This is a genomic window from Nitrospira sp. Nam74, assembly GCF_965152615.1.
In genome coordinates, this window is the sequence record NZ_OZ224220.1 from 1,521,676 (window position 1) to 1,541,256 (window position 19,581).

The 19,581-nt window shown below is 56.1% G+C and carries 17 protein-coding genes; 9 read left to right on the top strand and 8 right to left on the bottom strand.

Translation table 11 applies throughout. The features are described from left to right. Window positions 1–16: 16 nt before the first annotated feature. Together ACWHYZ_RS07350 and ACWHYZ_RS07355 are read right to left on the bottom strand one after the other, a co-directional pair. Entirely contained in the window at window positions 17–838 is an 822-nt protein-coding gene (locus tag ACWHYZ_RS07350; RefSeq protein ID WP_447986628.1) for a polyphosphate kinase 2 family protein, read from the bottom strand. A gap of 126 nt (window positions 839–964) precedes the next feature. Then, a complete protein-coding gene (locus ACWHYZ_RS07355; protein ID WP_447986629.1) occupies window positions 965–1,414 on the bottom strand; it encodes a hypothetical protein in 450 nt (149 codons plus the stop codon). 178 nt (window positions 1,415–1,592) lie between these two features. Between ACWHYZ_RS07355 and ACWHYZ_RS07360 the strand changes: the two genes are divergently transcribed. The 5 genes from ACWHYZ_RS07360 to ACWHYZ_RS07380 all read left to right on the top strand — a co-directional run bounded on the left by ACWHYZ_RS07360 (window position 1,593) and on the right by ACWHYZ_RS07380 (window position 8,054). Further along, window positions 1,593–2,327 carry a TVP38/TMEM64 family protein gene (locus ACWHYZ_RS07360; RefSeq protein ID WP_447986630.1) on the top strand — a complete coding sequence of 245 codons (735 nt, stop codon included), beginning with the start codon at window positions 1,593–1,595 and terminating at the stop codon, window positions 2,325–2,327. Then, the gene (locus ACWHYZ_RS07365) at window positions 2,324–3,868 is read left to right on the top strand and encodes a mercuric reductase (protein WP_447986631.1); all 1,545 of its coding nucleotides are present in this window, start codon (window positions 2,324–2,326) and stop codon (window positions 3,866–3,868) included. Before ACWHYZ_RS07360 ends, ACWHYZ_RS07365 begins: the two co-directional genes overlap by 4 nt. A gap of 223 nt (window positions 3,869–4,091) precedes the next feature. Next, on the top strand, window positions 4,092–4,838 hold the full coding sequence (locus ACWHYZ_RS07370) for a DUF3047 domain-containing protein (protein ID WP_447986632.1): 747 nt from the start codon (window positions 4,092–4,094) through the stop codon (window positions 4,836–4,838). 148 nt (window positions 4,839–4,986) lie between these two features. Next, on the top strand, window positions 4,987–5,778 hold the full coding sequence (locus tag ACWHYZ_RS07375; RefSeq protein ID WP_447986633.1) for a DUF547 domain-containing protein: 792 nt from the start codon (window positions 4,987–4,989) through the stop codon (window positions 5,776–5,778). A gap of 374 nt (window positions 5,779–6,152) precedes the next feature. Further along, entirely contained in the window at window positions 6,153–8,054 is a 1,902-nt protein-coding gene (locus tag ACWHYZ_RS07380; protein WP_447986634.1) for a response regulator, read from the top strand. Between the two features lie 64 nt (window positions 8,055–8,118). Here the strand turns inward: ACWHYZ_RS07380 and ACWHYZ_RS07385 are convergent, their stop codons facing one another. Together ACWHYZ_RS07385 and lhgO are read right to left on the bottom strand one after the other, a co-directional pair. After that, on the bottom strand, window positions 8,119–8,514 hold the full coding sequence (locus ACWHYZ_RS07385; protein WP_447986635.1) for a hypothetical protein: 396 nt from the start codon (window positions 8,512–8,514) through the stop codon (window positions 8,119–8,121). A 214-nt stretch (window positions 8,515–8,728) separates the two neighbouring features. Then, on the bottom strand, window positions 8,729–9,928 hold the full coding sequence (gene lhgO, locus ACWHYZ_RS07390; protein WP_447986636.1) for an L-2-hydroxyglutarate oxidase: 1,200 nt from the start codon (window positions 9,926–9,928) through the stop codon (window positions 8,729–8,731). Window positions 9,929–10,587: 659 nt separating this feature from the next. Between lhgO and ACWHYZ_RS07395 the strand changes: the two genes are divergently transcribed. Both ACWHYZ_RS07395 and ACWHYZ_RS07400 read left to right on the top strand, forming a co-directional pair. Continuing rightward, window positions 10,588–11,634, top strand: a complete 1,047-nt coding sequence (locus ACWHYZ_RS07395; RefSeq protein WP_447986637.1) for a hypothetical protein — start codon at window positions 10,588–10,590, stop codon at window positions 11,632–11,634. A 256-nt stretch (window positions 11,635–11,890) separates the two neighbouring features. Beyond that, the gene (locus ACWHYZ_RS07400; protein ID WP_447986638.1) at window positions 11,891–12,529 is read left to right on the top strand and encodes a DnaJ domain-containing protein; all 639 of its coding nucleotides are present in this window, start codon (window positions 11,891–11,893) and stop codon (window positions 12,527–12,529) included. A 113-nt stretch (window positions 12,530–12,642) separates the two neighbouring features. Here the strand turns inward: ACWHYZ_RS07400 and ACWHYZ_RS07405 are convergent, their stop codons facing one another. After that, on the bottom strand, window positions 12,643–12,864 hold the full coding sequence (locus ACWHYZ_RS07405; RefSeq protein ID WP_447986639.1) for a hypothetical protein: 222 nt from the start codon (window positions 12,862–12,864) through the stop codon (window positions 12,643–12,645). Window positions 12,865–13,592: 728 nt separating this feature from the next. Between ACWHYZ_RS07405 and ACWHYZ_RS07410 the strand changes: the two genes are divergently transcribed. Then, complete coding sequence (locus ACWHYZ_RS07410) at window positions 13,593–14,450, top strand: FecR family protein (RefSeq protein WP_447986640.1); 858 nt, start codon at window positions 13,593–13,595, stop codon at window positions 14,448–14,450. 253 nt (window positions 14,451–14,703) lie between these two features. Here ACWHYZ_RS07410 and ACWHYZ_RS07415 read toward each other — a convergent pair whose 3' ends face one another. From ACWHYZ_RS07415 to ACWHYZ_RS07425, 3 genes are all read right to left on the bottom strand, one after another. Further along, window positions 14,704–15,930 (bottom strand): amidohydrolase family protein, encoded by a 1,227-nt coding sequence (locus tag ACWHYZ_RS07415; RefSeq protein WP_447986641.1) that lies wholly within the window; start codon window positions 15,928–15,930, stop codon window positions 14,704–14,706. A gap of 149 nt (window positions 15,931–16,079) precedes the next feature. Beyond that, window positions 16,080–16,667, bottom strand: a complete 588-nt coding sequence (locus tag ACWHYZ_RS07420; protein WP_447986642.1) for a Tll0287-like domain-containing protein — start codon at window positions 16,665–16,667, stop codon at window positions 16,080–16,082. A gap of 48 nt (window positions 16,668–16,715) precedes the next feature. Further along, a complete protein-coding gene (locus ACWHYZ_RS07425) occupies window positions 16,716–17,924 on the bottom strand; it encodes a pyridoxal-phosphate-dependent aminotransferase family protein (RefSeq protein ID WP_447986643.1) in 1,209 nt (402 codons plus the stop codon). A 213-nt stretch (window positions 17,925–18,137) separates the two neighbouring features. On the opposite strand from ACWHYZ_RS07425, the gene ACWHYZ_RS07430 reads away from it, so the two are divergent. Further along, window positions 18,138–19,565, top strand: a complete 1,428-nt coding sequence (locus tag ACWHYZ_RS07430) for a CPBP family intramembrane glutamic endopeptidase (RefSeq protein ID WP_447986644.1) — start codon at window positions 18,138–18,140, stop codon at window positions 19,563–19,565. The last annotated feature ends 16 nt before the right edge of the window (window positions 19,566–19,581 follow it).

Consider the following 19,581-nt stretch of genomic DNA (forward strand, 5'->3'; position numbering starts at 1 on the left):
AAGCTTTCAGTGCTCCTTATTCGATCTTCAGATTGTCAAAATCGATACCGGACGGGGCCGGCGGGTACTGTAATTTCATCGATTCTAAGGTGTCGACCACCGCCTCGGCCACAACGAGATTGCGATACCATTTGTAGTCCGCCGGGACGATATACCAGGGGGCGCACTCTGTGCTGGTCGCCGAAATCGCATCTTCATAGGCCTTCATGTATTTGTCCCACAACTTCCCATCCACGATATCGTTCGGACTAAATTTCCATCGCTTTTCGGGATCATGTATCCGCGCTTCAAGTCGCTTCCGCTGTTCATCTTTGGAAATGTGAAGGAAGAATTTCAGGATGGTTGTATCATTCTGGTTCAGCAATAATCGCTCGAAGTCGAGAATGTGATCGAAGCGCTGTTTCACCACCTTGTCGGACACTTGACCATGGACGCGAGGGCTCAGCACATCCTCATAGTGAGACCGGTTGAATAAGCCAATATACCCTTTTTCGGGGGTCTCCTGGTGGATGCGCCAGAGGAAGTCATGCCTCACTTCCTTCTGCGACGGAACCTTAAAGCTAGCGACGCGGCATCCAAGAGGATTCACGCCCGACATCACGTGCTTGATCGTTCCGTCCTTTCCCGATGTATCCATCCCTTGCAGGATAATCAGCAAACTTTGAGTGCCTTTCGCGTAGAGGCGTTCCTGGAGAGAAGGGATCTTCTCGAGGAACTCAGTGGTTTTTGCCTGGGCTTTCATTTTTCCATCGTCCTTGGGATCGAACTTTCCAGTGTCATCCGGAGGAATCTTGTCGAGCTGGATTCTGGCGCCTGGTTCCACCCGATAGGCTTTCATGCTTGCCTTCTGCGATGCATTCGACTGTCGTCTGTTCAATATTACGTTAACGTGGAAACCGGGGGCGGAGCAACTACGCAGAAGGACGCGGTCATGTCAGTTAGATGAGAAGGCCTGCCTAGTGGCCTAGCGATGAGTACGCCTGGCTCTCCTGTACACCATGGGCACAGTCAGGACTTCGATGAACCATTTTGGCTTCATGCGACCGAAGTCCGTACGCCGATTCGTGCGGAGTCCGCGCTTCGGGTCGAGTACAACAGGCTCCTGCGGTCTCCGGTAGAATACCACCCAATGCCAGAAAGCACGCCCGCCTTCACGATGCCATTTGATCGCCAGAAGTGCCAGATTCGGCAATGCATTCCAGGAGTGAAACGGCTGTTCTTTATCCGAGGCACGAACGCCGTAATGCCGGAGAAGCGTGCGGACGTAAGTGGTGTCAGACCACAGGCACGGGTCTTCCACAGAAATACCAAGCTGCTGAGCCACGTGCTGAGCCTGCCTGTACGTTACCCCCACGAGTGTGGCGATGCTTGCGATGCCGCAACCGGTGACATCTTGCTGTATGACTGGTTTCATCCCGCTATACCATGCTGAGCCTGTGGAACCGTTCTCATCAAGAGATGGCGCCGGCGCTTACTTGGACGTACATAACAGTAAAGACAGAAGGTACTCTCCTGGTCTAGTATACGCCGAAACCTGTAACGACTGAGCATCATTTGAAACGATGAGTAGAGAGTCCTCAAGGAGCGTAAGAATGAATCGTCTGAACGTCGCTGTGCCGGCTGCTCAAGCACGTCCTAAGTCATCACCGGTGGGAAAAGTCATCGTGGTGTTGCTTTTTGCGGTCGCGGTCTTTGCCTTTTTCTATTTTGATCTGAGGCAATACGTCTCATTGGACGCGTTGAAAGCCAACCGGGATCGTCTGCTGGCCTTCACCGAAGCTAATTACACGTCGGCGGTGCTGATCTATATGCTGCTCTATTGCCTGCAGACCGCCTTTTCGTTGCCGGGCGCGACGATCTTTACCCTGGCCGGAGGCTTTCTCTTTGGCGCGGTACTCGGCACTCTGTATGTCAATATTGCAGCGACGACGGGTGCGACGCTGGCTTTTCTCGCCGCGCGGTATTTGCTGCGCGATTGGGTGGAGCGGAAGTTTGGCCACCGGCTCGGGTCCATTCAGGAGGGATTTGCCAAGAATGGGTTTAGCTATTTGCTGACGCTTCGGTTAATCCCTATTTTTCCGTTTTTTCTCGTCAATCTGGTTGCCGGCCTGACTCGTATTTCTGTGGCGACGTTCATTGCCGCGACCGCAATCGGCATTATTCCGGCCGGCTTTGTCTTCGCCAATGCGGGACGTCAGCTTGGGTCGATCAGCTCGCTCAGCGAGATCGCGTCACCACGAGTTCTGGGTGCGTTTGCGCTGCTTGGTTTGCTGGCTCTCATGCCCGTCGTCTATCGCAAGTTCAGTGGACAAAGGAGTGCGTCATGACAGAAGACGCGATGCCACTGCTGATTGAGCCGGATGACGAATACAACCGCATGCTGGTGCAGAACGTGCACCCACCCGATTGGGTGAATCCTGAGCCGGCCGGCCGCTACAACCTTGTCGTCATTGGAGCGGGGACCGCGGGGCTCGTTACCGCAGCCGTGGCGGCGGCATTGGGAGCGAAGGTCGCGTTGATCGAGAAGCATTTGATGGGCGGCGATTGTCTGAATGTCGGCTGTGTACCATCGAAGAGTGTCATTCGCGCGGCACGCGCGTGGGCCGGGGTCCGCCATGCAGACGAGTTCGGCCTCCACATTGCCGGCACGGTGAAGTATGACTTTCCGGCGGTCATGGCGCGGATGCGTAAACTGAGAGCACGCATCAGCCATAACGATTCGGCGAAGCGGTTTAAGAACCTTGGCGTGGATGTGTTTTTCGGCGAAGGGCGGTTCACCGGGTCGGACACCGTGCAGGTTGGTGGAAAGACCCTTACCTTTAAGAAAGCCGCAATTTGTACCGGTGCGCGGGCCGCAGCTCCGTCCATTCCCGGGTTGCAGGAAGCCGGCTATGTCACGAATGAAACGGTTTTTTCCCTCACGGACCTGCCTCGTCGTCTGGCTGTGATCGGTGCGGGTCCTGTCGGCTGCGAGATGGCGCAAGCCTTCGCCCGCTTCGGTAGTCAAGTGTCGCTGTTCGAGCAGATGGCCCGCATCCTGCCACGTGAGGATACGGATGCGGCCGACATCATCCAGGCACAGATGAAAACGGATGGTGTTTCTTTCGTCTTTGATTCCAAGGTGACACGAGTGGAACAGCGGGGGAACGAAAAGGTCATTCACTATGATGTGAACGGCGGCACGAGAGAAGTGGCCGTCGATGAAGTTCTCGTGGGTATCGGCCGGGCGCCGAATGTCGAAGGACTCGGGTTAGAAACGGTCGGCGTCGAATACGACACCAGGAATGGCGTCAAAGTAAATACGCGTATGCAGACTACCAATCCAAAGATCTACGCGGCCGGCGATATTTGTTTTCCCTTCAAGTTTACGCACACGGCTGACGCGATGGCGCAGATCGTCATCCAGAATGCGCTGTTTCCTCACCCGCTGGGGTTGGGCCATGCCGGCACCGATTCACTCGTTATTCCTTGGTGCACCTATACCGAACCGGAGGTTGCGCATGTGGGGATGTATGAGGCGGATGCTCAGTCGAAGGGAATTGATGTCGACACGTTTACGTTCAAGTTGGAGGAGGTCGATCGTGCGATTCTGGACGGCGAGGAGGACGGCTTCGCGCGAGTGCACGTGAAGAAGGGAACCGATCGGATTCTGGGAGCCACCATCGTGGCCGCGCACGCGGGCGATATGATCAGCGAATTGACGGTTGCCATGAAAGCCGGCAAGGGCTTGAGCACGATTGCCGGCACCATTCATCCATATCCCACGCAAGCAGAGGTAATAAAGAAGGTGGCGAATGCGTGGAGAAAGACGACGTTGAGCGAGGGGAAGAAGAAAATATTGAGCAAGTGGTTTGAATGGAGTCGGTAGGAGAGGAGGGCAGTCGCGCTGACCCGTGTGCTCCCGGAGCGCGCATGAGAGGAATGTAACCGCTCGATCGGGCAGGGTCAGTCCGACCGCCCTCCTCCACGCCTATTAGTGGATGGAGCCTCGCTCTTTGAAAGGAGAGGGGTCAGGGAGACAGAAAAGAAAAAAGACTCGCAGAGCGCGCACTGAAAGCCGTGCTCACTGGATACATGGTGAGGCCATAGAGATGAACGGTCGGACTTTGTCCTCCATGATAAGAATTGCTCTTTTTGTTGCGCCGTTGACCGTTCATGCTCAGTCGGATGCTCTGCTTGAGGTCGGGAAATTTTCCATGGCGGCGCCGGGCACGGAGTATCCGGAGAATTGGAAGCCGCTGACGTTTCCCAAAATCAAGCGGCACACGGCCTACACGCTGGTACGTGATGGAGAAGATATGGTTGTGAAGGCGGAGAGTGCAGCGTCGTCATCCGGGCTGACCCGACAAATTACAATTGATCCCAAAGAATTTCCGGTTGTTCAATGGCAGTGGAAAGTAAGCAATCTTCTGAAGAAGAGCGATGTGACGCGCAAGGATGGGGACGATTATCCGGCTCGTCTGTATATTACCTTTGCCTATGATTCCAGCAGGGTGGGATTGTTCGAGAAGGCGAAATATGAAACGGCCCGGCTGCTGTACGGCCAATATCCACCCCTCGGTGCGCTAAACTACATCTGGGACAGCCTTGCTGCGAAAGACACTATCGTGCCTAATCCATACACGGAACGGGCCATGATGATCGTTGTGGAAAGCGGCGCAGCGAATCTGAATCGATGGGTTACCGAAGAGCGGAACGTCTATGAGGATTATAAAGCCGCATTCGGGGATGAGCCTCCCTTAATCTCCGGCGTCGCGATTATGACGGATACGGACAATACGGGCGAGTCCGCGACCGCCTTTTACGGCGATATTGTCTTTAAAAAGACGGGGCATTAAGCATGCCCGTTCAATCATTGTTCCTCCTCAGCACGGCACATGGTTCGCGACAGGTGTTCACTCAACATTCCGCATGAAGTTAAGGCTACAAAAACGTATAATCCCTTAGCGGCCGTTGATGGTCTGGGACACGTTGAGGGATGATGCTTTGCGGTACGTCCTTGGGGTATGGGTTGCCTTCGTAATCGGCGTGCTCGTCGCCTGCTCGTCCGCCCCGCGATCATTTGCGCCGGTAGAGCCGATTCCATTGTCGCAATTCAGCTATCAGTATCTGGATGAGATTCTGCGTGCCCATGTCAAAGACGGAGTGGTTAACTATCCGGCCATTGCGCAGGATGACCGGTTCCAGTTCTTCATTTGGCAGCTGGACCGATTCAATCCGAATGAGCTCCCGTCGCGGCAGCATAGCATGGCGTTCTGGATCAATGCCTACAACGCATTTGCGATCAAGGGGATCTTGGACGGATATGTTCCGCAGAGCGCATGGGGGCGATATCGTTACTTCATCCCGCAACATCATTATGTTGGCGGACGACCGATCAGTCTGCACGACCTTGAGGAAGATCTGCTAGTCCCTGATTTTCGGGATCCACGCCTTCACTTCGCCATCGTCCCCGCCTCGCGCTCAGCTCCGAAGCTATCCTCACAGGTGTATGCGTCGGAACGATTGGATCAGCAATTGAACGACGGCGCGCGGGCATTCATTAATGATACGAGCCGCAATCGATTCGATCGTCAGAAGAAAGTGGCTTATCTTTCGATGATCTTCAAATGGCACGAGAAGGAGTTCATCGGCCATTCCGGATCACTGTTGAGATACGTCGCCCAGTATGTCGATGATCCCGCGTTGGCTCGCGATCTCACGACAAACCGGTATGATATTCAATTCTTGGACTACGACTGGAGCTTGAACGGGATTTCAGGCACGCGCCGTCATTGATTCTGCACGATGTAGTTGTCCTTCACTCCTGCCATCATTTCTCTGTTCTACTCAGACGCGAGCGAACGTGTACCGGTGAACGATTGGTGTCTGGCCGGGCGCCTTTCATAGTCGACCGTCTAGGGCAGAGGGGTGGCACACGGTATTCCCAAGAGTTGAAAACATAAAAACGCCGATCATAAAAGAGCTTACGAGTGCGCTTCCTTTTGAGAACCGTTGGGCAGATCAGGTTTGTTGCAGCGTACGCCAATCATGATCGGGCAGTTGCCCGATCAATTGACAAAAATTCAGGTGCCGTTGATACTTTCCATTGATCCCTGTTGTTGATGCCGGCGCGAACCGGGCGTGTTTTAATGGACCAAGATCGGCCCTGCATGATTCAACACCAACACGTCACCGTCCTCATTGCGAATGCGGAAGCCGAGGAGGTCAAGACGATTACCATTGGCTTCCGCACCGTCTTTCCAGGCTGCCGCGTGGAGACGATCTACTCGGCCGATGATCTTCTGGAGTGGGTCGCGCGGAACGAATGGCACGTCGTCTTCCTGGACGAACCGCTGCTTCAATCGAGCGCGATGACCGTCATTCCGGAAATCCGGAAACGCCTTCCGAAAAGCGCCATCATTTTGCAAACCGACCGCAACGATATCTCGACCGCCATGCAGGCGATTCGTGCGGGCGCCGATCATTGTTTCTACAAAAAGTCCCCGACCTTCTCGGTCGAGTTTCCTGCAGCAGCGAAAGCCTTGCTTGACAAGCAAAGCCAGCCGGCTCAGCTGATGGATCGATCCGCCGAAGCTTACCTGCGCTTATCCGAGGAAATGACTGAGATCGTGTATGAACTGGATCATGAGGGCCGCTTCGTCAACGTCGGCCCTGGAGTGGTGAAATTATTAGGATATACGCCGGAAGAACTAATCGGGACGCATTTTTCAAAGGTGATTCCAGAAGAGGAACGAACATTGGCCGAGCATCGGCTGAATGAACGGCGAACCGGCGATCGGGCGACCCGGAACATGGAGCTTCGACTAAAACCGAAAGCGACGGGCGAGACACCGAGCGAGGCGGTTGAGGTCGAGCTGACCGCCATGGGCCGCTACAATCCACAGCGCCAAATGATGGGCACCGTTGGTGTCATTCGCGATATCCGCGGTCACAAACAAGTGATTCAGCAACGCGAAGAACAATTGCAGCAGCAGTTTCGACAACGGGAAGAGCAGCTGGGGCAGGAGTACCATCAGTGGGAGCAGCAGATCGAGCTGGAGTTACAGCATCGAGAAGAAGAAATGCAGCGGCAGTACCGGCAGAGAGAAGAGCAGCTTGCTCAAGAACATGAGCGCTTAAAGGCGGAGATGCAAGAGGAGCTGGAACGCCGGCAAGCGTTGCAACAACAGGAACAGGAACACCTGCAAGAGTTGCAACGCCGGGAAGAGGAACTACGGCAGGAGATCAAGCTGCGGGAAGAGCAACTCGTACAAGAGCAGAGCCGGTTACAAACGGAAATGCAAAAGGAGCTGGAGCGTCAACGCCAGGAACTCCAGCGACGGGAAGAGGAGTTGCGCCTGGAACTGCTTCGGCAAGAAGAACGCTTCAGTCAGGAAAAAGCCAAGGTTGATGTCTATCTGGTAGAAGAGCTGAAACATCGGGAAGGCCAACTTCGGGAGGACTATCAGCGGCAGGTGGAAGCCTTGAGCCAGGAACGACATCGACTGGAAACTGAATTAGAGCAGAGGCTCAAACAGCAACAAGATCAACTGCGGCAGGATGCTCAGCAGCAGGAAGAAAAACTACAGCTGGAACGTCAGGAATTGGAAACTGAGCTGGAGCGCGTGCTGCAACAGCAGAATCATCAGAACTCATGCGGGACCGTGCTCATTGTCGAACCGCAGGCGACCGTGCTTGGCGTGACCCGTGCACTCCTCCAGCAGCACGGGTATGTGGTGGTCGAAGCCCCTTCCACCTCTGAAGCCATGTCTATTTGCAAGGCGTTCAAAAATCCCATCCATCTGTTGCTCACAGATGTGATGAGACCGGGCACGATCACGCTGGAGCTCGCCGAGCGGTTCATGGCGATACGTCCTGAAATGAAAATTCTCTTCTTGTCCGGTTACGTGGCCGATTCCAAGACTCATACGGATCTTCTCAACCGAGGTATTGCATTCCTGCCGAGACCGTTCACCCCGGATACGCTGATCCGAAAGATTGCCGATATCGTCGACGTCACCGACACGGCGGTCGTCGACGTTGAATCGATCCGGCTTTCCGCCTTGCCATAGTTTCGGGTTCTTTACGCCGTACTCCATCGAAGCTCATGCTACCCATACAGGCCATCGATCCGCGCTACGGGCAATAGGGCGCTCCAATGGCGGTAAAGATCCGGGAGAGAGACATCCAGCGCGGCACGTCTTGAGTATTCGCAAAGGTGACGCCCCCGCCACTGCGGAGGTTGAGCATTTGCCATTCCTTATACAGGTTGCAAATTGAGGCGGGATCGGGCAATTGCGCCGTCTTGGGCGTGGGTTCGCCAAGCAACGCCCGCATGGCGGCCAATGTCGTCCCTTCCGGCATGACGAGGACCGTGCCTTTGGGCTCGTACGGGGCACACATGCGTTCCGCCACATTCGTAAATGTCCCGTCATCGCAACGGAACATCGACTCGGTTGCTGAAGCAGGAAGCGTCGGCAATGGGAGGAGAAGCATCATGATGGCTGTCCCGATCAATATCATCGTCGGCATAACGCACCTCGCGGGTAAAGAGTACAATGCCAGCGTCTATTCATTGATGAGAGCTTCACTGTCCATTTCTGCACAAGGAGATAGATAGTCTTACCCCTCCATGCCGCCGAGCCGGTATACGCCTGGCCGGTAAAAAACGTAAGGATGAAGCGCACAACACGTGTAGGTCTATTCGGAAGGTTAGTTGGCCGTGGGCAGGGATGGCATGCTGACTTTATTTCAGGACTGCGTCGATGCGCTCACAGACATAACGGGAGAACGGGAGAGAACAGGTGAATGCCGGCGACACGGCATTGAGGACGTGCATCGATCCGCGATTGCCTTCAAGAATAAAATCCATTTCAAGTTTGCGCTGCTTGAGGTCAAGCAGTTGTGCGCGAATGCCCGGAGGACCCCACTTCTGAAAATGGTCGAGGCGAACGCCCTCAAGCAAGGCCCCGGCTTGAGAGACCAGCCGGGCGCGTGAGTATTTCGCGAGCTCTCGCATAGCGAGCCGTTTGAAGTCGAAGGCTGACAGAGCAATGAGCCCAAACGTTCGGATGAGGATCTCGGCAAACTCGACAAACTTGAACCCACGATAGCCGGCGTATTGCTCTCGCCAGAGGGCGGGGATGGCGGTGGGGCCGATCTTGGCGTGGCCGTTTACAGTCACGGTAAAATGCACACCCAAAAACGGATTTCCCAAATCGGGGACCGGATAGATGTTGGTTCTGAGCGCGCCCGGGGCTTCATTCGAGTACAGATACAACCCTTTAAACGGCAAAATGCGATAGCGCTCCGAAAATCCGAAATCCCGGGCGATGCGATCCGCATACAGCCCCGCCGCATTAACGACATACCCCGCTTGATACTCCCCCGCTGTCGTTTCGATGGATGCTCCCCGACGACGAAGATACTGACTCCCGCACTCAATCATGACATTCTCTCGAATGGCATCGGCCTTCATCGTCTCGAGTACTCGACGCGGATCAACCGTGGATGTCGTCGGCGAAAATAAGGCCCGCTCGCAGGTTTTCACCCGGGGTTCAATGGTCTTTGCCTCCTGATCGGAGATGTCATGGAGCGCGATGCCGTTTGCGCGGCCCCGCCGGAGGAGTTCATCAAGCGCCGGATGATCATGCCGGTCTTTTGCCACGACCAGCTTCCCACACCGATTGATCGGAAGGCCCTTGGCCTCGCAGTACGCCGTGAGTTCCTGATTGCCCCCCCGCGTGAATGCCGCCTTGAGAGACTGGGGGGCATAGTAGAACCCCGCGTGCAGCACACCGCTGTTCCGCCCGCTGGCGTGAAGTCCGCAGTCCGCTTCTTTTTCAATTAATGTGACAGAGGAATCTCCATAGCGACGCCGTAGGTCGCGAGCGATATTGAGTCCAATGACTCCTCCACCGATCACCAGGAAGTCTGTGTGCCGCATTCCCCTTACCAGAGCCTTCCAGTCGCGTACTCGGAATCAAGGCCCGTCAGTGTGCTTGTTCCTCAACTATTCGGAACCCTATTGCGATTATGATTCGTTGCCGTGCTCTTTTCCAGTGGATCACGAGGCCCGGGGGCAACGCGAATACTTAAAGTTAAACACATGGCGGAATACTACGACACTTAACCAGCAATCTGTTTGCCATCAGCTGAAGGCGCTGATTGTATTGGCATCATCAAAGAAGCCACCCTTCGGACTCCAGGCGTGCGTCAATCTTTCCGTCGATGGCGCCTGTCGTGCTGTTAACGACAGGGCAACAGCGCCATGCCAAATGGCAGGCAGCAGTTGGTTACATTCCCCCTTCCCCTTCAGCAGCATATTGCCATACTGTCGCTCGCCAAGCGCCTATCATCATCTATCCTGGATCTATCATGGCTCCAGTCCATCATGAAGGAATTTTCATTGATTATTCGCTGCTACTTCATCTTTATGGTGTAGCGTCCTCAGTCCCTGTAGATATACCAAGAAGTGAGTTCTTTAGTAAGTAACAAGAACTACATGATTGAACTCGACATGCGGTGGCAAGTCGCTGTATCGGATTCGCGGTCGTATGAACTTGCCCCCAACTCTATGTTACGAATCCGACTAGAGGCCCCGCGGTGACGCCGGGGAGGCTGCGACAGCCCTACGGGTGTCTGAGGCTCGTCACGTTCCTCCTGCTTGTTGCGCTACTGCCAGCCTGTGTCAGCGGACCTAGTGTCAGGGCAAGCCACGATGACGAAGAACAGATCACCGAAAGTCATTGTGAACCCGCCACTGGTCCAACGGCTGAGATTGTCCCTGTATCAGGAGGTGCCCCGGCATACGGGAGAGCGGCCCTACGGCGACATGAGGTTGATCCCGCAGAACTGGCGACTTTTTCTCCTCGTGCGCAGCAGATTGCGACCATTATTGGCGTTCAAGCCCTCCTGATCGAACTTCGCTTGCTGGAAGAAGAGATTGGGCGCGGGCTTGAAGGTGCCTCGGTGCGCTATCTCGCAGTCCGCCAAGAACTGTCCGATCGACTGCTCCTCGCTCTCTTTGAGGCGCGCAGCATTGCTGCAGAACTTGAATGCGAAAAGGAGCGGTCCGAGGACATCGCTGCTCGCTTGGAGGAGATCAGGAACGACGTTCAGCAAGGCCGGACGGTTATGGCGATTTTGGCCGATTCGATTTCCGGGGTATTTGCGGGAACGTTTCTATTGCTCGGCTCAGAGGTCCTATCTGGTGTGATCGATCTGTCCGGAAGTGTTGCGGCACTTGGATTCGGCGTGGCGGCCCTGGGCGGAGATCAAACATATGAGTTAAGGCACACACGAAATCTCATGGCCGATGTCTGGCAAGGCGATGAATCCCCGAAGCAGTTTCCCGATCCGGTCTGGCGTTATCTGAACTGGCCTTTGCGTGAAGGCTCGAAGCGGACCCGTCGCGATAGCATTGTCTGGAGTTGGCGTGAGCGCCTGGGAAAGCCGGGATCTAAACAGGAGCGCCGCCGCGCGGATCTATTTTTTGGTGGAGGCGGGATCTACCGGATCGCTGAGCTCCGCTATCGCAGTGAAATGTTGGGACTGCTCAAGACGCACGTCAATCTGATGACCCAGGACTTGAATTTGCTTTTCCGCGAGACGCTGCATCGACGGCCTGTAGGAAAAGAGAACCCGACATAGCCAATTGTCCAAGACCTCAGCAATTCTGTGCCGACTGAATTGCCTCCGCTAGTTCGGCGCAATACTTTTTCAAAAGCCTTCTCAATGAAGCACTTCAACGTCCCGCTCTTTGTTTTTTTAGGAATCCCAGGGAGAACGATGTTTGCCCGCGGCGAACAGCCTGGTGTGTCTCTCTCGAGCTAGTGTCTCTTCAGGCCGTGAGCAAACCAGCCGTGTGGTTGCCGCTCTTTTCCCCTGGGTGCTATAGTTCAGCGCCATGGTTCGACAAGACTATTATACGATTCTCGGCGTGTCCCGGCATGCCTCCGATGAGGAGATCAAGAAAGCATACCGAAAACTCGTCTTCCAATATCATCCGGACAGGAATCCCGATGATAAAGAGGCGGAGGTCAAGATACGCGAACTCAATGCCGCCTATGAGATTCTCGGTGATTCCGAAGGCCGACGGACGTATGAACGGCTGAAATTCGGTGATGCGGTCGTCGATGAATCGCCCGATCTCGGCCTTCTGCTCAAGCAGATGGAAGCTAAACTGTTTGATGAGGGGCGCAGAGAGCTGTTTGCGGTGCTCATCACGCAGTCGGCACGAATCAAGGCGGAACTGGTCCTCATTCGAGCTCGTACCGTGGCGGCGCAGGGTTACGATACGTTTCATGAGCAGATCGTCCTCGACCGCGCAAGGGAAGTGCTGGAAGACTTCATGACTCCCGAGATGAAAGCCAGAGGGAAACGGCTGCTGGATGTCGCGGTTCAGATGATGATCTCGCAGCAGGTCGTTGCAAAGCAGGACGAGAACGGCATCAATGCCATGCGCGATCGCTTCCACCGCGTGTTTGAAGAAGGAGAGTGGCACGGCTTTGCCCAGGCCTTGGAGCTGTGGTACGTGCGGCGGTAGGGGCGGCTGGTGAGCTGCCCTTCATGCTCGCGCACCCGCGCAGACTCGGAAGGTGCTCGGTGAACGCGCGCAGTAAAGGGCTATCTCCGTATCGACTCCAGATATCTATTAAATTAGAAGTGCAGCGCGACGCCGAACGTCATGTCGTGCGCCTGGATCGTTTCGTTGCGAGTCGAGTCGAACACGAAGGAGTGGTCGGCATAGGTGAATTTGTATTCCCCAAAAATGGCTACATGCCGGACAATAAAAATCTTGACGCCTGCCAGTTCCTGAGCCAGTAGCGCCGAATTGCTGTCCTCCGAGTCCTCCGTTAGGCGCATGCTGGCATGTTGCACGCCGCCTCCCGCCCCAAGGTAAGGGTACCATCGTCCATGAGGAAGTGTCTCCGTGATGCCATAGGGATGCGGAACAGCGCATGGACGGCAATGGTCCGGACTGAGACCTCATTCTTGTTCACAAACGCGCTTCGTACAGCGATGCCTTGTGACACACCGCTGGCGCCCACGGTTTGCGCCAGGGTATCGGCGGAAAAGCGAGTGTGGTCGATTCGATGCTCAGGTCAAATCCGTTTTTCGGCCTCAACGCCGTTGTCCACGCAGTCAACTTCATGCCGTAGGAACCCGAGCTGTCCAGTTTCACATCTTGAGCCGTGAAGTTGGTCGACTGAGTCGCATTGGTCTGATTGACCGTGGTGGACAGCGGAATCGCGAACCCGGTGAATCACGACATTGAGAGGTCGTACAGATCGTCGGCGAATGCGCTTGAAAGCCCAATTATTGCGAGGATGATGTTACGACGCAGACCAATCCCGAACGATACCACCAAGCCATATATCCCCTCTGCTAGTTCAACGCGTTCTACTCCCTGAGACAAGCACGCCTCCCGCATGGGACGCCGAGTATAGCATCGTATGTCTTGACTGCTATGTAAATTTATTAGGCGGTCTTAGCGTAGGGAGGTCACCGATAGTCGGACTCCACAAAGTCGACACCGTATCTCGGGCCTCTCTGATAGGAAAAACATGAGGTATCGCCTATCACCTAGGACCAGAATCAAGGCCGGCATGAAGAGACGCACGGAAATCGCCGAGCTGTCGGTTTGGAACATGAGAAATAATGGGATGAGCCCGCAGCGTTCAAGGGAGGCGCGGATAGTGTTGCGGTGGGTAGGTGTGCTCCTGATTCTCGTCGCGGCGCCTCTGGGCTGGGGGCATGATGCCGCGGTCAATCCCGTTGGACAGGTGACTGCGGTCCAGGGAAAAGTACTTGTGACCCATTCGGGCGGGAGGAACGCCTCACGAATCAACGTGCCCGACGAAATCGTTCCACATGATGTCATCCAAACCGAGAACAGGGCCCGATCAAAAATTCTCTTTCAGGACGATACATTATTGACCATTGGGGAGAACAGCATTGTAGAAATCGCTGAGCATACCTACGACTCCAGTGTGGACATCCGAAGCGTGACGCTCAAGTTGCCTGAGGGCAAGTTGCGCGCTTTAGTCGGCCGCATTTTCGGCGGCCAAGGATCGAAGTTCATCGTGCGGACACCGACGGCTTTTGCCGCCTCGCAAGGGACGTATTTCGTCGTGTGGACGGATGGAACCATGAGCGGTGTTGCAAACATCGGAACGACCGGGCAAGTGTCCTTCACATCCGGTAGTCGGACCGTGGTACTGAACCCGGGTCAGTTCTCCGTGGCGACAGCACCTGCAGCACCTGCCCCCGTGAGTTCCCTTGTCGGGGCGCCGGTCGACATCAACCAGGCCGTGGCCTCTACCGAGTTTAAAGAAGCCTTTATTTCAGAGTCGACAAGAAATTTCCTCCCAAGTCTCGACCGTCGGCCGGAGCCTGTCGCTCCCATGCAGCGGAGCAATTTGGCCGCGATGTATACGCCGCCTGCCATTATTCAGGCGCCCTGACTCCGCCGGTCACACCGCCTCCACCTGTCGCTGTCGCTCCGGTATCACCACCCTCTCTTCCAGTGTCCCCTCCTCGGCCGGTCGCACCATCGAGTCCTCCGCCGGCTCCTCCGCCGCCGCTCCCAACGATCCGGTGAGCCCGTACAGTGCTGAGTTTTAAGTGCTGAGAGTTGAGCAGACGACACCCGTCGATGAAACGATTGGAGACATGCAACGAGGATCTGAAGTTTTACTCAGCACTGAGCAATCAGCACTACCGAGAGAGGGGACCGCTAACGAATCGACCCGCTTGCATCACGCCGAGGAGCTTGTCTCGAACACGCAGCACCGTCACGCTCTTAAGGGGATGACCGTCCACGACAAGCAGATCAGCGTCCTTGCCGGGTTCAATGCAGCCGAGAGTTTGCCCCAATCCCAACAGGGCGGCGGCGGCTGATGTTCCGGCGACAATGGCCTCCATAGCCGTCAGGCCGAGAGCGACCATCCGTTCGAGTTCTTGCGCATTCTCCCCGTGATAGTTAAACGGCGTGCCGGCGTCTGTGCCGAGGGCAATGCTGATGCCGGCCCGCGAGGCCTTTTTAAAGCTGGCTTCATGACGGGCTTGCATGGATTTGGCTTTGGAGAGCGCCGACTCGGGGATTCCACATGTCAGACCGCATGCAGCCGTCGTCGCCAGGGCGGATAGTGTGGGAACCATGAATACGCCATACTCTCGCATGAGGCCTGCGGCTTCCTCATCCATCAGCGTCGCGTGCTCGATGGAGTGCGTGCCGGCCTTGATAGCGTTCTTCATGCCCTCTGCTCCGTGTGCGTGAGCCGCGACGCGGCGCCCGGCGCGTCGCGCTTCCGCCATGCCGGCGGTCAGCTCCTCAGGGGTCATTTGTGCGCACTCGGGGGACGTGCCTGGCGTCAGAACACCTCCCGATGCGATAAATTTAATGACTTCTGCACCCGCCGCCAATTGTTCTCTCACCGCGCTGACGACCTCCACCGGACCATCGGCTTCACGCCCGATGAAGCGGGCGTGACCACCCGTCATGCAAATGGCCAGGCCGGCCGCGGAAATGCGGGGGCCCGGGAGCAGCCCCTCGGCAATGGCCCGTTTCAACGCGAAGATCGAATGATCCCGGCAGCCGACATCCCGCACCGTGGTGAATCCGGCTTCTAGAGTGCGTCGAGCGAATTGCGAAGCTTTGAGTGTCGTGAGTGCAGGAGAATCATGTTCGATGGTATGTACGACGTCGGCTTCGGCTCCAAGGCACAAATGGACGTGACAGTCGATCAGGCCCGGCAGCACTGTCATGCCGCGGACGTCGGGGGTCTCTGCGCCTTGAGGCACGGAGATCTCACGGTCCGGCCCGACCGCAGCAATTCGATTGCCTTGAATCAAGACCGTCATTCGGTCCTGCGCGCCACCTCGGCCATCGATCAGATGCACTTTCCGCAGAGCAATGGTCTTGACTGATTTGTTTTCTTTCATCGCGGTAGTTGTATTATTGTTGAGGGAAGGATGTTTTGGGTACGGAGTATTTCTTGAACCGAGAACGAAGCGCGGGGGCAGCGCGCATCTCGGCGCGCATGGCGCCGGGAGCGTGTCACGAGGGCTGTTTTCAACATCGTTTCATCCTGCTAGTTCCCGATAGGGATCGTGATGACAATCCCCCCCATCACGTCATTCAGCTTGAAATCGCGGCGCGGACTGTTTGGGTGCGTGTTGTGGCAGTCGACGCACGATTGCGCAATGGCGATATCCGCATAGACGGCTTGAAACGAGCGGTCCCGTCCGACCTTGACGAATCCGGTAAACGGTTGGTCCGGATTTTTTGAAATGGCTTCCAGCCCCTTTCGTTCGAAGTCCGTCGAAGGCGCATTCCAGACGTAAATGGGCCAGAGGCTCACTAACCTGTATTTGAGTCCGGTCGCTTTTTCGCCCACCAGACGACCCGTTTCAATCAGGAATTGCGCCGGCAACGGCAAGACGTCTTCTTGCTTCCAATACTCCGCGGCCGTCACGATGCCTTTGGCCTGGAGCTTATCGACGACGTGGGTTGCATAGATGGTACGATTGGCTTGAATGACGGCGTGGATTTGATCCGCGACTTTTTCCGGATCCAGTTTTGCTTCGCTATCAGAGGATGTAGTGAACGACGAGACGCCCCAGACACCAAGACCGACGCCAAGGCCGAGTAAAACAAATAAGATGCTCCGCAGCTTCATGAAGGCCTCTTGAAAAAATGCATGCGAAATTGTCTGTGACCGAATAGGTTATACACTCTTATGCTCATTCGGCACATCATCGTAGATTCGTGACGCGGCCTCGAGCCCAAGCCCCGTTCGGTCAATCCAAGCTTGTTTCAGAAACAAGGAGTCCAGGGCCCCTAGAAGCGACCCGACGTTGGCGCGCGTCGACGATTCGCCCATCAAGCCGATACGCCACACTTTGCCCTGTAATGGACCCAAGCCGGCGCCGATTTCAATGCCGTATTCGTATAGTAGCGCTGTGCGGGACCACGCGTCATCAACTCCGGCCGGCAGGACTACGCAATGGAGCGTCGTGAGGCGTGCGCCCTCCTGCGCAAATGGGCTAAAGCCGAGGGCGGCAAGTCCTGCCATAAGGGCCCGGCTGTTTAATTGATGGCGACGGACCCGCGCATCGAGTCCTTCTTCATCGATGACGCGCAATGCCTCCCGGAGAGCATAGATCATCGAGATCGGCGCCGTATGATGATACGCCCGCTTGGCGCTAACCCAATAGTCGGCAATCAATGAGAAGTCCAGATACCAGCTCCGGCAAGGGGACTTGCGGGAACGAATGACGCCCATGGCGCCTTCGCTGACGGTAAGTGGTGCGAGGCCAGGCGGGCAACTCAAGCACTTTTGGGTCCCGCTGTAGGCGATGTCGATCTTCCACCGGTCGACCTCCAGGGGCAGTCCCCCGAGAGACGTCACGGCATCGACGATAAAAAGCGCATGATGTTGCCGGCATAGCATCCCGATGTCGTGGAGCGGTTGATGGACGCCGGTGGACGTCTCCGCATGGACGACTGCCACCGCTTTGATGGGCGCGTATTGTTTCAAGGCTGCTTCGATCGCATGCGGATCCACTATGTGGCCCCATGGAGCGTCCACGCGGACGGCCCGCCCTCCACAGCGTTCCACGATCGTGGCGATGCGGGCGCCAAAGATGCCATTCACCCCGACAATCACCGCATCATTCGGCTCGATGATGTTTACCAGCGCGGCCTCCATGCCGGCCGAGCCGGTTCCGGACAGCGGGATCGTGAAGGCATTCCGTGTTCGGAACAGTCCGCGCAGCATCTGTTGTACCTCATCCATGATCTTGAGGAATTCCGGATCGAGGTGGCCGATCAGCGCGGTGCTCATCGCGCGCAGCACCCGCGGATGGACCATGCTGGGGCCAGGTCCCAGCAGCAGACGCGTCGGAGGGGACAGATTGCTGAATCGTTCGACCATCGTTTCGTAGCCAGGTCTTCGGTATGATGAACCCGTGATCGTTCAACGGCCGGGTTTCCCTGAAATCACGTTGAACGATTCATCGCTGTCAGGGCCGCCCATTATAGCGAACGGGCTCGAGCGGCGCTACGGAAAGATACACAACGCTTGTGCTGCTCGGCTGAAGTGGTATAGTCCGCCTTCTATGGATGAACACGCGGACATGCCCGTGTCATGACCCCGCCAGCAGACACCTGTCCCCATGAAGTCGACTTATCGACCGCCTTCACCACTCTGATGGCTCTTGTCCTAGTGACGGGTGTCGGCTTTTTTATCTGGCTGCAACTCTCAATTCCGCGACTAGATCGGGTGGGGTTTCCAGAACGTGCCTTATCGCACCTGGTCAGTCGAACCTTGGATATAGAAGAGGCGATTTCGCAGGCACCTGCGTGGGAGCAAGCCTTGTATCAACTGACCACGGAGAATGGAGCGAATGATCTGACCGAGGCTATCGACTGGTATGGCGAACTGGCGGTCATTTCGTACAGTCCTGAACTTAATCTGCAGCTCCTGATTTTGCAGGCCGAAGCGGGCCACTTGGAGGACGTAAGACAGCGACTGAAAGAATGGGACAATCGCGAAGACCCGTTTCCATTGTTCGCTCGCCTGATCAGAGCAGCCTATATCGATCGCCGGGTCGATCTGATGACCGAGCGCTCCCTACAGGCAGAGTTGGCTGATGCGCTGGCCACCGAATGGTTTTATGAGAAGGTGGCGACGAGACTGGCCGAGCAGTCAGGCGATGTGGAGCGCTTGGCTGCCATCAAAGCGGAGTCTGTGGCTCGGCTCGCACTCTTATTATATAAAGTCCGACTCATGACTGTCGGAGAACTTCTCATCGTTCTCTTGGGTGTGTGGGCGCTAGTCGTGCTGCTAGGACATCGTGGCCAGCGGTACCCCGTCGGCACTGCAGCGATTCCACCGTTCTGGCGCGCTAGGCTGGGGCTTGCGGTGCTGATCCGCGGGGGAGCGATGGGTATGCTGCTCAGTATCGCGGTCCTCTTTCTGGAAACGGACAGTCTGCTGATACGGTTAAGCAGCATTCCGTTGGCCAGTCTCCCCCTGCTCATATTGACTCGGCAGTATCTGTTGGCGCCGCATGGCCTCGGCTTCATGACCGGATTCGGCTTGAGTCTCAGGGCAGGAGGACACGGGAGACTCATCACGGCAGCGTTGGCGGTATTGGCGGCAGGGTTGATCGGAGAGTGGGGAATAGGACTCATCGCCGAGCGGTGGCAGGTCTCCAGTCATTGGACGGAATGGTTCGATGCGGATCTTGTGTGGGGGAAGGGGGTTACGGTGCCGGTGAGTCTCTTGGAGTTCGTCGTGCTGGCTCCGCTGTTCGAGGAGTTGGCGTTTCGCGGCCTGCTCTTTGGAACGTTGCGACGAAAGTTCTCGTGGTCGACGTCAGCCATGCTCAGTGCAGCCGTGTTTGCGATCGCCCATGGCTATGGAGTGGTCGGGTTCGTCAGCGTCTTTTGGAGCGGCCTCCTGTGGGCTTGGATCTATGAAAAAACCGGCAGCTTGCTTCCGAGTATCTTCGCCCATGCGGCCAATAATCTGCTCGTCTGCCTCTCGATTCTTTACTTCTTCCGCTCCTGACCTGGCGCCTCGTTAG

What these genes read in the sequence shown, in the direction of transcription:
- ACWHYZ_RS07350 (WP_447986628.1), bottom strand. Translation starts at nt 838, where the DNA reads ATGAAAGCCTATCGGGTGGAACCAGGCGCCAGAATCCAGCTCGACAAG.
- ACWHYZ_RS07355 (WP_447986629.1), bottom strand. Translation starts at nt 1,414, where the DNA reads ATGAAACCAGTCATACAGCAAGATGTCACCGGTTGCGGCATCGCAAGC.
- ACWHYZ_RS07360 (WP_447986630.1), top strand. Translation starts at nt 1,593, where the DNA reads ATGAATCGTCTGAACGTCGCTGTGCCGGCTGCTCAAGCACGTCCTAAG.
- ACWHYZ_RS07365 (WP_447986631.1), top strand. Translation starts at nt 2,324, where the DNA reads ATGACAGAAGACGCGATGCCACTGCTGATTGAGCCGGATGACGAATAC.
- ACWHYZ_RS07370 (WP_447986632.1), top strand. Translation starts at nt 4,092, where the DNA reads ATGAACGGTCGGACTTTGTCCTCCATGATAAGAATTGCTCTTTTTGTT.
- ACWHYZ_RS07380 (WP_447986634.1), top strand. Translation starts at nt 6,153, where the DNA reads ATGATTCAACACCAACACGTCACCGTCCTCATTGCGAATGCGGAAGCC.
- ACWHYZ_RS07385 (WP_447986635.1), bottom strand. Translation starts at nt 8,514, where the DNA reads ATGCCGACGATGATATTGATCGGGACAGCCATCATGATGCTTCTCCTC.
- lhgO (WP_447986636.1), bottom strand. Translation starts at nt 9,928, where the DNA reads ATGCGGCACACAGACTTCCTGGTGATCGGTGGAGGAGTCATTGGACTC.
- ACWHYZ_RS07400 (WP_447986638.1), top strand. Translation starts at nt 11,891, where the DNA reads ATGGTTCGACAAGACTATTATACGATTCTCGGCGTGTCCCGGCATGCC.
- ACWHYZ_RS07410 (WP_447986640.1), top strand. Translation starts at nt 13,593, where the DNA reads ATGAAGAGACGCACGGAAATCGCCGAGCTGTCGGTTTGGAACATGAGA.
- ACWHYZ_RS07415 (WP_447986641.1), bottom strand. Translation starts at nt 15,930, where the DNA reads ATGAAAGAAAACAAATCAGTCAAGACCATTGCTCTGCGGAAAGTGCAT.
- ACWHYZ_RS07420 (WP_447986642.1), bottom strand. Translation starts at nt 16,667, where the DNA reads ATGAAGCTGCGGAGCATCTTATTTGTTTTACTCGGCCTTGGCGTCGGT.
- ACWHYZ_RS07425 (WP_447986643.1), bottom strand. Translation starts at nt 17,924, where the DNA reads ATGGTCGAACGATTCAGCAATCTGTCCCCTCCGACGCGTCTGCTGCTG.
- ACWHYZ_RS07430 (WP_447986644.1), top strand. Translation starts at nt 18,138, where the DNA reads ATGACCCCGCCAGCAGACACCTGTCCCCATGAAGTCGACTTATCGACC.